The organism is Pseudarthrobacter sp. alpha12b, from assembly GCF_054130495.1.
On sequence record NZ_CP196746.1, the window covers coordinates 3,121,281 to 3,133,268 of the forward strand.

11 protein-coding genes are annotated in these 11,988 nt (G+C 67.3%); 4 read left to right on the top strand and 7 right to left on the bottom strand.

Annotated features, from left to right (window positions below):
* Positions 1-4: 4 nt before the first annotated feature.
* Positions 5-1,585 (bottom strand): hypothetical protein, encoded by a 1,581-nt coding sequence (locus tag ACTAQI_RS14500; RefSeq protein ID WP_457946779.1) that lies wholly within the window; start codon positions 1,583-1,585, stop codon positions 5-7.
* Positions 1,586-1,881: 296 nt separating this feature from the next.
* On the opposite strand from ACTAQI_RS14500, the gene ACTAQI_RS14505 reads away from it, so the two are divergent.
* Together ACTAQI_RS14505 and ACTAQI_RS14510 are read left to right on the top strand one after the other, a co-directional pair.
* Positions 1,882-2,700, top strand: a complete 819-nt coding sequence (locus ACTAQI_RS14505; RefSeq protein ID WP_457951067.1) for a DUF1206 domain-containing protein — start codon at positions 1,882-1,884, stop codon at positions 2,698-2,700.
* A gap of 27 nt (positions 2,701-2,727) precedes the next feature.
* Complete coding sequence (locus tag ACTAQI_RS14510; RefSeq protein ID WP_457946780.1) at positions 2,728-3,246, top strand: type II toxin-antitoxin system RatA family toxin; 519 nt, start codon at positions 2,728-2,730, stop codon at positions 3,244-3,246.
* On the opposite strand, the gene ACTAQI_RS14515 is transcribed toward ACTAQI_RS14510, so the two are convergent.
* On the bottom strand, positions 3,243-3,899 hold the full coding sequence (locus ACTAQI_RS14515; RefSeq protein ID WP_457946782.1) for an anti-sigma factor family protein: 657 nt from the start codon (positions 3,897-3,899) through the stop codon (positions 3,243-3,245). The two genes, ACTAQI_RS14510 and ACTAQI_RS14515, sit on opposite strands and share 4 nt — an antisense overlap.
* On the bottom strand, positions 3,896-4,399 hold the full coding sequence (locus tag ACTAQI_RS14520) for a sigma-70 family RNA polymerase sigma factor (RefSeq protein WP_457946783.1): 504 nt from the start codon (positions 4,397-4,399) through the stop codon (positions 3,896-3,898). Before ACTAQI_RS14520 ends, ACTAQI_RS14515 begins: the two co-directional genes overlap by 4 nt.
* A gap of 252 nt (positions 4,400-4,651) precedes the next feature.
* Between ACTAQI_RS14520 and ACTAQI_RS14525 the strand changes: the two genes are divergently transcribed.
* The gene (locus ACTAQI_RS14525) at positions 4,652-5,221 is read left to right on the top strand and encodes a COG4315 family predicted lipoprotein (protein WP_457946785.1); all 570 of its coding nucleotides are present in this window, start codon (positions 4,652-4,654) and stop codon (positions 5,219-5,221) included.
* Positions 5,222-5,228: 7 nt separating this feature from the next.
* Here ACTAQI_RS14525 and ACTAQI_RS14530 read toward each other — a convergent pair whose 3' ends face one another.
* The 4 genes from ACTAQI_RS14530 to ACTAQI_RS14545 form a co-directional block, all read right to left on the bottom strand.
* Entirely contained in the window at positions 5,229-5,975 is a 747-nt protein-coding gene (locus tag ACTAQI_RS14530) for a hypothetical protein (RefSeq protein ID WP_457946786.1), read from the bottom strand.
* Entirely contained in the window at positions 5,968-6,546 is a 579-nt protein-coding gene (locus ACTAQI_RS14535) for an RNA polymerase sigma factor (protein ID WP_457946787.1), read from the bottom strand. Before ACTAQI_RS14535 ends, ACTAQI_RS14530 begins: the two co-directional genes overlap by 8 nt.
* 169 nt (positions 6,547-6,715) lie before the next feature.
* Positions 6,716-7,417, bottom strand: a complete 702-nt coding sequence (locus ACTAQI_RS14540) for a protein tyrosine phosphatase (protein ID WP_457946788.1) — start codon at positions 7,415-7,417, stop codon at positions 6,716-6,718.
* A 145-nt stretch (positions 7,418-7,562) separates the two neighbouring features.
* Positions 7,563-8,177, bottom strand: a complete 615-nt coding sequence (locus ACTAQI_RS14545; RefSeq protein ID WP_457946789.1) for a DMP19 family protein — start codon at positions 8,175-8,177, stop codon at positions 7,563-7,565.
* 219 nt (positions 8,178-8,396) lie between these two features.
* Between ACTAQI_RS14545 and ACTAQI_RS14550 the strand changes: the two genes are divergently transcribed.
* The gene (locus ACTAQI_RS14550) at positions 8,397-11,879 is read left to right on the top strand and encodes a DEAD/DEAH box helicase (protein ID WP_457951068.1); all 3,483 of its coding nucleotides are present in this window, start codon (positions 8,397-8,399) and stop codon (positions 11,877-11,879) included.
* Positions 11,880-11,988: the final 109 nt, after the last annotated feature.

Sequence of the window (11,988 nt, forward strand, 5' to 3'; positions counted from 1 at the left end):
GGTTTCAGAGCCTCTCGAGCTTGGTGTCGTTGGGGACTTTATAGTACGTGGACACGTTGGTGGTGGCCTGGTTCTCGGTCTTGACGTCCACTTCACCCACCTTGACGTTGAACCCCGCCTCGTTGGTGGCCGTCACCACGGAGTTCACCTGCACGGTAGCGGAACCGGCCTCGTACAACCTTGCGGCATCACGCGCGGCGCCCGCGTCATTCCCCAGTGCCACGTTGCGCAGATAGCTGTCGATGACCGGGCGGTTCTCCGGGGAGTAATCGACATCGATCTTGACCGTGCCCTGGGTCCCTGCCGTGACTGTGGAATCGAACTTCGCCGCCTCCGTCTTCACACCCGACGTGACACCCTGGGCCACGGTCCCGTCCATGGAGACGGAGACGGAATCGATGTTGTTGTCCTTGTCCATATTGACCTGCAGGCCGCCTTTGCCGGAGGCCTCGAAGACCCGGCCGTCCAGCTTGAGCTGTCCCTGGGCAGAGACTTCGCCGCTGGCTGTGGAGGTACCGTCCGTCAGGTTCCGCTCGTAGGCAAGGTCCAGCTTCGCCCCACCGGACGCCGTGCCGGACTCGCCGCTGGCATCAAGCGAGAACGTTCCCTTGGCCTTGTCCGTCTGTCCGGTGGAACCGTTGTCCTTCGCCGCGTCATTAATGGTGTCCAGGATGTATCCGGGCGGGTTGCCGGCCACGTCCTTGATCTCACCAATGCTGTCCGGCGGAAGGTCGCGGTACATCTGTTCGCGGGCAGCCATGGCTTCCTCCACGCTGGCGAAGGTGTACTCGCGGGAGACTTCACCGGTCAGCGTGGCCCCCGCCGTGCCGGTTGTGTCATTGACGCCCAGGCCCATGTTTCCGTACACCTTCATGGTGGCGGAGCCGTCGGCGTTCTTCACCACTTCGGTCCCCACTTCGGCACCGCCGTGGACCCACGCAACCCGGGCTTCGATGGAGGCCTTGCCCGTTTCCGTGTAGACCGGAATGTCCGCCTTGGCCAATTCATGCAGGTGCTGCTTTGCCAACTCCTGCGCGGACGCGGGAATGCCGCCGTCCATGCGCATGAGGTCCTCCGCGAAAGGGCCATCGCTGCCCTCGCCCTGGATCAGGTAGCTCCGGTCAGCATCGGAGAGGCCGGCCCACCATTTGGCCTGCTCTTCCGGGCTGGCGTTGAGCATCCGGTCCAGGCCGGCCTCCAGCTCCCGGCGGTGTTCGGCGGCCGCCCTGGCTTCTTCGGCCCTTTCCTTGAACCACTCCTTCGCCTGCGTGGCCATCGAGGTGAGCCGGTCCCAGGTGCTGCTGCCGGCCCCACCGGTTCCGGCAGTCGACGCCTTTTCCTGCTCGTCGGCCTGCTTCATCAGGATTCTCGAGTTCTCCCGCAGGCTTGCCACCACTTTGTCCAGGCTGGGGCGGTGGCTGGCGCTCCACTCCTGGCGAAAGCGTTCACCGTCCCGGCCCTTCCATGGCGCGGCCAGGATCTGGCTGTGCAGGGACCCGGCGCGGCTGCTCAACAGCGTCGCTGCCTGGTCCGCGGCCTTGGCCAGTGCCCGCAACTGGCTGACGTCTGCGCCGTAAAAAGTCATGGTTTCCCCCGGAAAGAGTGCGGTACGTATCAATCGCTGGTCCTTATGGTTGCACAGGTATGAAAGCGCGGCGATGGGGATCCCTCCCCATCGCCAATGGACCTGACGCGCGACGCGGGACCAGCGAGCGGGACCAGCGCGGGCCCAAACGCAGGACCAACGCCGCATGAACGCTGGAGCAAGCCGGGGCCAACTGTTCGGGGCCCGCGCGGCGTGGCACGATTGCTTTTGTAAGAAGGGCACGCATCCCAGCGCACTACCGCGCCTGTCCAAAAGGAAAGACGATCAAAGAAGAACTGAAACAGGTGGCGGACAAGGCCGAGGACGTGACCAATTCGCGCGTCCTTGAGATCCTGGCCCGGTCAGGGTTTGCGGCCAGCGGTATCCTGCACCTGCTGGTGGGCGCCATATCCATCCGGCTGGCGGTGGGCGGCACGGGCAGCGCGGATTTCAGCGGCGCGGTGGCGGAGCTGGCCACCATGGCTGTGGGTCCGTTCCTGCTGTGGGGCAGCTTCGCGGCCTGCGCAGCGTTGTCGCTCTGGCAGGCGGGCGATGCGATCTTCGACTTCAACCACCAGGCCACCAAGACCAAGGTCAAGAACAAAGCCAAGGCCACCCTGCAGGCCATCGTGTACGCCGTCCTTGCCCTGACCCTGTGGCACTTCGTCACGGGCACCGGGACGGGCGGTGACAACCGCAAGGCCACGAGCGACTTCACCGTTTCCATGATGCAGGCCCCGGGCGGCGTGGCCCTGCTGGTCCTGATCGGCCTGGCGGTCGCCGTCACGGGCGTGGCCTACGGGATCCGGGGACCAAAAAAGTCCTTCCAGAAACAATTGCGGATGCCGGCTCCGGGGCCGGCCAGGACCGCCGTGACAGCACTGGGAGTGACGGGTTACCTGGCAAAGGGAACGGTGCTCCTCCTGGCCGGCCTGCTCATTGCCATCGCCACAATCAAGCAGCATCCTGAGGATTCAACCGGGCTGGACGGCGGCCTGCGGGCCCTCCGCGACCAGCCACTGGGCCCCTATCTGCTGGCCGCGGTGGGAGCCGGGCTGGTCTGCTACGGCGCGTACATGATCATGCGCGCGCGGCTGGCCAAAATGACCAAGTAGCAGTCATCCGCGTGGTTAGGTGGAGGCATGCCCCAGGTACGCGCCGAACGCTTGATCCGCATCGACCCGGAGACTGCGTTCGCCTTCTCCCAGACCACGGGGGACTTCCGGCTCAAGTGGGACCCCTTCATTTCTGCCCAGGGCTTCCTTGACGGGGCGCAGGCGCCGGGCAAGGGTGTCCGCACCCGCACCAGGTCGCGGCTGGGCTTATCCATGGTGAGCCAGTACGTCTCCTACGCACCGCCCCGGAACGTAGGGATGACCATGGTGGACGGTCCCTGGTTCTTCACGAATTTTGGCGGGGGTTGGCGGTTCACCGCTGACGACGGCGGCACCCGGGCAGTGTGGAAGTACACCTTTTCATGCCGCCCGGCTTTGCTCCGGCCCATCATGGAGCGGATCGGCAGCTGGCTGCTGGGCCACGAGATCGAACGGCGCATCGACGCCTTCGCGCGCGCCTGCGAGAACGAAGCCCTGGTGGCAGAGTTCAGGGCACTGGGTAACGCCGGGGAAGCACTCAACCAGGACGAGGCCCCGAAAATCTAGGGAACCGTAATGACCGCCACGGCCCGCTGGGCACCGTCGCGCAGCTCGACGCTCGAGATGCTGCCCAGCTGGATGGGCGTGGCGCCGGTGACCTTGACCTTTCCACTGGGGGTGGCGGTCCATGCGCAGGCGCGGTCCTCAGTGCCGGCACGGTCACGCACCCACAGCGAGAGCGTTCCTTCCGCCGGCAGGCTGCTGCCGCTCACCGCGAGCTCGGTTCCCCAGGTTTTCCGGGCCATATCGATGTTCACCTGCAGCCCTCCCCCGGATGCCACGGAATAGGTGGCATCCGGCTGCGGCGGCCTGACGAGCATGGGCCCCACCGCCAGGCCTATGGCCAGGCACGCAGCGGCAACAGCCCCCGCCAGCGCCGCCCACCGCCGTCGTAATGTCCGACGGCGGTGCGCCAGTTCGTCAAACAGGCGGCCGGGGACGCCCGCGTCGGCTGCCTCGCTGCCGCCGGGAGCGCCGCTGAGCGCCAGTGCGTCAGGGACGGGAAGAGCGTCCAGGAGCATTGGCACTTTCTCCAGCACCGCCAGTTCCTTCCGGCAGCCGGCGCAGTCCTGGAGATGGGCCTCGAAAAGGGTGAGATCGGCGGCGTCAAGGCCGCCGAGGACATAGGCGCCCAGCAAGTAGTGCGGGTTGGTGTTCACCGTTCCACCCCCATTTCGTCCAGGATGGTGCGTAATGCCCGGAGAGCGTAAAAAGCGCGGGATTTGACCGTGCCGCTGGGGATATTGAGCTGGACGGCGGCCTCGTTGACAGTGAACCGGCGGTAGTGCAGGGCCACCAGGACGTCCCGGTGTTCCTTGCTGAGCCGCAGCAGCGCTTCCTCCATCAGGACACGATTGAGCAGTTCGTCGACGCGGCCCATCACCTCGGCGGGTTCGGTGGGGCTGCTTTCCAGGGCGGCCTCATGCGGGCGGCGCTGGCTCCGGCGGTAGTTGTCGATCATGATGTTCCTGGCTGTGCGGTACAAGTAACTGCGGAAGCTGCCGTTGATCTCCGGGGCGTGCTGCCAGACGCGGAGCACGGTTTCCTGGACCACGTCCTCTGCAAGCTGCGGATCCCGGGTGGCGCTGAGCACGAAGCGGCGCAGCGCGCCGCCGTGTTCACGGTAGATGGCTTCCACCACGTTGTCGTCGAGCGGCATCCCGGTCCTCCCGCCACTGCCCTGTCCGCGATCACTGCCATGTCCACGTCACTGCCCGCGGGAACGCCACGGCATCCTGCGCTCCCGGCTGTTACCACGACAGGAATCAGGAATCGGTTCAATCGCACGGCGCCACAGCGTTCCTGTGAACCATTCTTTACCCGGAGGCGTCGTAGGGGTTAGCGTCCCGTGTTCCAGCGCGGGGCGCCCGCCAAATGGCAGCCAAGAAAGCACACAGCCAAGGAGCACACCATGAAACAGCATCTCGGGGCAGGCCTTGCCATCCTGGCCCTGGCGGCAGCCCTCACGGGTTGCGGCAGCAGCACCGGGACAACGCCGGCAGCCTCCAGCCCGGCCGCGGGCGGCTCCACCAGTGCGGCCGGCAGCACGGCCGGAACCTCTTCCGGGTCATCATCCTCAAGCCCCTCCGCCTCATCCTCGCCGGCAAGTTCCGCCGCCGAGCTTAAGACGGCGTCCTCCTCGGCGGGCAGCATCGTGGTGGATGCGAAGGGAATGAGCCTCTATTTCTTCACCAAGGACACCAAGGACTCCGGCAGCAGCGCCTGCACTGGCTCCTGCCTGGTCCAGTGGCCGCCGCTGACCACCACCTCGGGTTCGCCCACCGCCCAGGGAGTGACCGGGAAGCTGGGGACCATCACCACGCCTGACGGCAAGAAGCAGGTGACCTTGAACGGCATGCCCCTCTACTACTTCGCGAAGGACACAAAGGCGGGAGACGTCCTGGGCCAGGGCGTGGGTGGCGTCTGGTACCTGTCGGACCCGTCGGGCGCCATGATCAAGGCAGCCGGCCAGGGCTACTAGGTCTGGCCTACTTCAGGGGAACGTCCGGAGCCTTGCCCGGGAGCGGGACTTCCGTGGGCAACGGAACGGGCAGCTTGGGGCCCTGTTCCAGGCCCTTCCTGACCTCCCCTGGAACACCCGTAGGCAGTGCCGGTTCTGCGGGAACCTCCACATGCTTCTGCGAGGGCGCCCCGTGGGTGGGAGTATTTCCCTGCCGCGCCGGAACGCTCGACGGCGCCACCGCGGCAGGTGCCGAGGCGGGCGCGGGTGCCGCCGGAACGGCATCCGCGCTGCTGGTTGCCGACGGCCGGGGCGCTGCCGGCACGGGCACCGGAACCTGCTTGGTGCCGTTGCCGGCGGGAGCCACGGTGGAACCTGTCACGAACGAGGCGACGGCATGGTGCAGCTGGGTAATGGAGTCGCGGAACCCTTGGTCAGAGGCGGCAGCCACTGCGCCGCCGGCCGCGAGCGAGGCCGCCACGGAGAGCGTGGTGAGCGTGATGCGGCGCTTGGCCTTGCGCCGGGCTGCCAGCTCATCGGCCGGTCTTCCCGGGGCAGTTCCCGGGGCGGGTTCGACCGCGGGGAGCGGGGTGGTGGCGGCCGCTGACGGGCCTGCCATCAGCGCTGCGATTTCGGCGGAGGGTGCCGGGGCCTCTGCTGCCAGGGCACGCAGGTTGAGCAGGGCGTGACGGAGCTGGCCATCGTCGTCCACGCCTGCCTCCAGCAGAAGCTGGTCAACGGCCCCGTCGTTGCGGGATCCTGCGGTGTCACTCATGATGTGCCTGGTTTCTCTTGAGCGTTTGTGCCTTCAGGTTCTGCAGGGCGCGGCGCTGGAGCTGCTTGATGGCTCCGGCGCTCTTGCCCATGATGGCGGCCACCTGGTCGATGGAGAGGTCCGCCACGACGCGCAGGGCCAGGACCTCCTGGTGTTCCTCACTGAGCCCTTCCAGCATGGCTTCGGCTCCGCCGGTCAGTTCCACGGCGTGGTCCTCCGCCGACGGCGTGGTCCGGCCGTCGTGCTGGGGGTCGTACGGTGTCAGCTGCGGCCTCCGTTCCAGCCTGCGGTAGTGGTCCACCATGCGGGCGTGGGCGATCGAGAAGATCAGGGACTTTGCGCCCTGCCGGCCGCCGGTGAGGGTGCTGATCCTGGGGTAGAAGGCCATGAAGACGTCCTGGGTGACGGCCTCGGGGTCATCGAGTCCGCGCGCTTTGAGGTACCCCTGCACCGGGCCCGCGAAGGTTCGATAGGCAGCAGCGAACAACACGGCCGGATCAGTTCCGGCTGCGTTGTCGAATATGTCGATCTCTTCTTGGGCCAAAGTGTCCAGCACCAGCGGCTCCTCCATCCCGGGATCCGGCCCGCGCCTTGTCCCGGTTTCCGGTTCGGGCTACCGGTCTCCGTGGTCTTCCAACTGCCTGTTCGCGGGTCTGCCAGGGGCGCTCTTTCAGAGCTGCGCGCCCCGCCCGGCTGCCTGGACCGCGGCCGCAGCCGCAGTCCAGACTAGCCAATGTTCCTTAGCGCGCCGAAACTGACGGCGTGTGAACGGTGTTGCCGCCCACAGCGGGAACAGCAGGAACAGCAGGAACGGTCTTCGCGCCGTCGACACCCGGAACTGCCGGAACGGCGGGCACTGCCGGAGCGGACGGGACCTCGGGCTTTTCAGCCTCAACGGAAGCGGAACCCTTGGTTTCGGCACCGGCCTTGGCTGCGGCGTCGGCCTTGGCCACGACGTCGGTGCAGTAGCTCTTGATGTTCGTCTCACCGTGGGCCGCGATGGACAGCGAGGAGAACGCCTTGGAGGAAGCGTCCAGGCCGCCGTGGGTGAAGGCGGTGCAGAGGCCCAGGGCTGCGGGACCGGCAGCGTCAACGGCGGTGTTGGCCTTTGCGGACTCGGTTGCGTCGGCGGCGACCTTCTCATCGGAAGCCTCAGCCGTTGCGGAACCCTTGGCAGTGGCCTCTGCGGTGGCGTCGGCGCCCTTCAGGGCGTCTTCAACTGCGGCGGTAGCGGTAGGGGCCGGGGTGGCCTGGGCATCAGCTGCTGCTTCGGCTGCGAGCTTGGGAGCCGGTGCGCCGAAGGCGTCGTGCGCGGCCTGCTGGGCCTGCGTGGGGAGGACACCCGAGACGGCGGCGGCGCCGGTTCCTCCTACTGCCAGGGTTCCGGCAGCCAGGACTCCGGCGGCGACTTTGCTGGTGGCGAGAACGGTGAACACAGACATCTAACTTCTCCAAACCTAGACAACACATCAGAGAGGGCCCGCCGGGCGGACCCATCACGGACTACATCGCCTGCAGTGGGGGAAAGGTTACGGGTGTCCCGGAATTTCTTTTCCTGCCCTCAAACAGCTGGTGGCCGCTGCGCTGCTACAGCGTATGCGCTGTCCTGCGGGCCGGGGACATCCCGGCGTCTTCCAGGGCCGCGGCCGCCAACCGCTGGATGTACGGGCCCACTTCCTCGTCGTCCAGCACCAACAGGTCCGGCTGGCCGCGCAGCCAGCGGGCGTTGAGGGCCGTGATGTTCTCGTGTTCCAGCAGCTCCTCGAACTCGCCGTCGAGCTCCTCGACCCGGAGGACGGCGCCAGGAACGGCCCCGCTGTCGCCCGCACCGCCGTCACCGCCACCGGTGACCAGGTAGGACGCCGGAATCCCGGCGGACAGCACGCCGTAGGCCTCCACGGCCCGGTTGAACAGGTCCAGGTGTGCGGTGGCGCCCATTCCCGCCATGCCCTCGCGGACCAGCGGGTCCGTGGCGATCCGGCCACCGGCCATGACGGCATACTGCGCGAAGCCGCCCTCCAGCGCCTGGGAAAGGTAGAAATCCACCAGGCAGCTTCTGACGGCCACCGGGGACATGTCCTCCAGCCGCAGCATGGCCTTGCGCATGGCGTCGATGATGGCCGCGTTGGCCTCCACCACCTCCTCGTCCCTGCCTCCGATGCTGCTGCTGGTCAGGACGACGGGCGGGTGCGTAATGGTCATGGCGATCCTTGCTGGGCGGTGGTGTTGGTCCGGACGCTTTCACGCTACGACGGCCGGTTCACGGCAGCATCGCGAAGGAAATGAACGTCAAGCGAAGTTTTCGGGACTGCCAGGGAGGGCACCCGGCGGCGTGGGGCTGCCGCCGGGCGAACTAAGATGGATCAGATAACCACCCACCGGACCCGGCCCCGCCGCGGCCTGCTGAAAGTAGTGCGCACCATGCCATCCCAACCGGACGAAAGTGCGGAACTGGCAATACAGACACCCGCCATTAACGACCGCTCCCTGGCGGCCGGGCTGGCGTATGCCATGGCAAGCAGGGTGTCGGGCATATCGTTCGACGGCGGCACGGGGCTCATGCTGGGAAAGGTCCGGGGCGGCGCGGAGGTTCCTTACTCCACCACAGCCAAGCTGGTCCGGAGGGGCGGTGGCTGGAGCTGCACCGTGGGCGTGTGCAGCTGCCCGGTCCGCAAGGACTGCAAACACGTGGCCGCCCTGCTCTTCGCGGCCGAGGACAACCCGGCCATCCGGGTGCAGCTGCTGACACCGTCCACCTCCACGCAGGTGTCCCGCGCACCGTCGGCGGCCCTGTCCGACTGGGAACAGGCCCTCAGCCCGCTGATCTCCCAGCCCGGTGCCGCCCCCTCCACCAGCGGTGTTCCGTTGGCCCTGCAGTTCGAGGTGGAGGAACCGCCGCCGCACTTCTCCTATACAGGCCGCCGGGACCCGGTGCGCGGCGTCCGGCAGCTGAAGGTCCGGCCCGTGATCATGGGGGCCAAGGGCAAGTGGATCCGCGGCGACGTTTCCTGGAACACCCTGAGCTACCTGAACTTCCGGCGCGAATCGAACCAGGCGCATGTGGAGTGGCTGCAGGAGTTCCTGGCCGGCCATTCCTCCTCCGCCAGCCGGGTGCACAACTCCGCCGGCCTCTGGCTGGGCCTTAACGCCTACGCGGGCAAGAACCTGTGGAGCCTGCTGTCCGATGCCAGGAAGATCGGGCTCGCACTGGTCCACTCGCGCGGCGATGAGCCGGTCCGGGTCGCCGAGTCCCCTGCCGCCGTCGGCCTTTCCCTGAGCCGGTACGGCACGCCCGTGGGCGGCCCCTCAACGGCGGATCCCGGTGTAAAGGCCAGGGACGGGGAGTCCGACGGCGGCCTGGAGCTTTCGCCCACCATCACCGTTGAGGGTAACGAGGTTGATCCGGCTGCGGTGGGCACCATCGGCAGGCCCGCGCATGGCCTCTTTTTCACGGCCGGGGACGCTGCGCTGCCCGGTGTCCCCGACCCCAACGGGACGATTACGCTGGCGCCCCTCGAAAACGGGCTGAGCGAGGAGCTGCTGGCGTTCGTCACCGCGGGAAGCACCCTGCACATCCCTGCCCGGGACGAGTCGCGGTTCCTCACCGGCTTCTACCCGAAGCTGAAGCAGACGGCCCGGGTGACGGCGCGCGATGAGTCCGTGGAACTGCCGGAACTTGCCGTCCCCAACCTGTCACTGCTGGCCAACTACGGGGCGGACCACCGGGTGCGGCTGCACTGGGAGTGGCACTACAAGACCGGCAAGCTGGTCACCGCGCAGCCGTTGTGGCGGCACCCCGGCGATGCCGGCTACCGCGACGACACAGCGGAATCGCGCATCCTTGAGGGCATTGGCCGGCCGTGGGACGTGGTGCCCGCGCTGGGCGAATCCGCCACCGGTGGCTGGGGCACCCCCCGGCTGGCCGCCTCTGCCGAACTGGCGGGCCTGGACACGCTCGCCTTCACGGAGGAAGTGCTGCCCCGGCTGCGGGAAGCCCCGGACGTGGACGTGGAGACGGTGGGCGACATCGCCGACTACCGTGAGGCCGAGGAAGCCCCGGTGGTGTCCATCTCCACCAAGGCCACCGAACAGCGGGATTGGTTCGACCTGGGCATCCAGATTTCCCTGGAAGGCCAGCCCGTCTCCTTCGCCGCCGTATTCTCCGCCCTCGCCGCCGGCCAGACCAAGATGCTGCTGCCCAGCGGGGCCTACTTCTCCCTTGACCTGCCCGAGCTGCACCAGCTGCGGGCGCTCATTGAAGAGGCACGGTCGCTGCAGGACAACAAGGACGCGCCGCTGCAGATCAGCCGGTTCCAGGCGGGACTGTGGGATGAGCTGGCGCAGCTGGGGATCGTGGACGAACAGGCCGCCGCGTGGCGCTCTGCCGTGGGCGGGCTTTTGGAAGGCGGCACGGACGGGCTGCCGCTGCCGTCCACCTTGAACGCGGAGCTGAGGCCGTACCAGCTGGAGGGCTACAACTGGCTCAGCTTCCTGTACAAGCACGGGCTGGGCGGCATCCTGGCCGACGACATGGGCCTGGGCAAGACCGTCCAGGCGCTGGCGCTGATGTGCGCGGCGAAGGAGCTCGCCGTTGAGGCGGCTGCGTCCCTGGAAACGTCCGACGGCGGAGCTGCCGCCGGCCCTGGAGCCCGGCCGGCCGCCGTCGCGCCCTTCCTGGTGGTGGCGCCCACCAGCGTGGTGGGCAACTGGGCCCTCGAAGCGGCACGGTTTGCCCCGGGCCTCACCGTGCGGACCGTCGGCGAGACCTTTGGGAAGAGCGGCCAGGACGTGGCGGAGGCAATTGGCGGGGCCAACGTCGTCATCACCTCCTACGCCCTGTTCCGCATCGACTACGAGGCCTACGCCTCCCGCACCTGGAACGGGCTGGTCCTGGACGAGGCGCAGTTCGTGAAGAACCACCAGTCCAAGGCGTACCAGTGCGCGCGCAAGCTGCCGGCTGCGTTTAAACTGGCCATCACGGGCACCCCGCTGGAGAACAACCTGATGGAGTTCTGGGCCCTGACGTCCATCGTGGCTCCCGGCCTGTTCTCCAGCCCGAAACGCTTCGCGGAGTACTACCAGAAGCCGGTGGAGAAGAACGGCGACAAGGGGCAGCTGGAGAAGCTCCGGCGCCGGGTCCGGCCGCTGATGATGCGGCGCACCAAGGACCAGGTGATCAAGGACCTGCCGCCCAAGCAGGAGCAGATCCTTGAGGTGGTGCTCAATCCGCGGCACCAGAAGGTGTACCAGACGCACCTGCAGCGCGAGCGGCAAAAAATTCTTGGGCTGATCGAGGACGTCAACAAGAACCGGTTCACCATCTTCCAGTCGCTGACGCTCCTGCGGCAGCTCAGCCTGGATGTCTCGCTGGTGGACCCGGCACTGTCCGCCGTCCGGTCCAGCAAGCTCGATGTGCTGTTCGAACAGCTGGAGGACCTGGTGGCCGAGGGGCACCGGGCGCTGATTTTCAGCCAGTTCACGGGCTTCCTGGGGAAGGTGCGGGAGCGGCTGGACGAGGAGGAGATCGAGTACTGCTACCTCGACGGCGGCACCCGGAACCGGGCCGACGTGGTCAGTGAGTTCAAGAACGGCAGCGCGCCGGTGTTCCTGATCTCGCTGAAGGCCGGCGGTTTTGGGCTCAACCTCACCGAGGCCGACTACGTCTTCCTGCTTGATCCCTGGTGGAACCCGGCCTCTGAAGCCCAGGCCGTGGACCGGACGCACCGGATCGGCCAGGCCCGGAACGTCATGGTGTACCGGCTCGTGGCCAAGGACACCATCGAGGAGAAGGTGATGGCGCTGAAGACCCGGAAGTCGCAGCTGTTCGCGGATGTCATGGAAGGCGACGCCCTGGCCGGCGGGGCGATCACGGCCGAGGACCTGGCGGGGCTGTTCAAGGAGTAAGCTCCCCCGGCTTCGACGCGCAGCTGAAATTCCGACCCGCAGCTGCAATCTCGACGCGCAGGTTCCCTGGCGCATCCCATATTCCCTGTGTGTCAGCCTGTTGTGTGAC

What these genes read in the sequence shown, in the direction of transcription:
- ACTAQI_RS14500 (WP_457946779.1), bottom strand. Translation starts at nt 1,585, where the DNA reads ATGACTTTTTACGGCGCAGACGTCAGCCAGTTGCGGGCACTGGCCAAG.
- ACTAQI_RS14510 (WP_457946780.1), top strand. Translation starts at nt 2,728, where the DNA reads ATGCCCCAGGTACGCGCCGAACGCTTGATCCGCATCGACCCGGAGACT.
- ACTAQI_RS14520 (WP_457946783.1), bottom strand. Translation starts at nt 4,399, where the DNA reads ATGCCGCTCGACGACAACGTGGTGGAAGCCATCTACCGTGAACACGGC.
- ACTAQI_RS14525 (WP_457946785.1), top strand. Translation starts at nt 4,652, where the DNA reads ATGAAACAGCATCTCGGGGCAGGCCTTGCCATCCTGGCCCTGGCGGCA.
- ACTAQI_RS14530 (WP_457946786.1), bottom strand. Translation starts at nt 5,975, where the DNA reads ATGAGTGACACCGCAGGATCCCGCAACGACGGGGCCGTTGACCAGCTT.
- ACTAQI_RS14535 (WP_457946787.1), bottom strand. Translation starts at nt 6,546, where the DNA reads ATGGAGGAGCCGCTGGTGCTGGACACTTTGGCCCAAGAAGAGATCGAC.
- ACTAQI_RS14540 (WP_457946788.1), bottom strand. Translation starts at nt 7,417, where the DNA reads ATGTCTGTGTTCACCGTTCTCGCCACCAGCAAAGTCGCCGCCGGAGTC.
- ACTAQI_RS14545 (WP_457946789.1), bottom strand. Translation starts at nt 8,177, where the DNA reads ATGACCATTACGCACCCGCCCGTCGTCCTGACCAGCAGCAGCATCGGA.
- ACTAQI_RS14550 (WP_457951068.1), top strand. Translation starts at nt 8,397, where the DNA reads ATGCCATCCCAACCGGACGAAAGTGCGGAACTGGCAATACAGACACCC.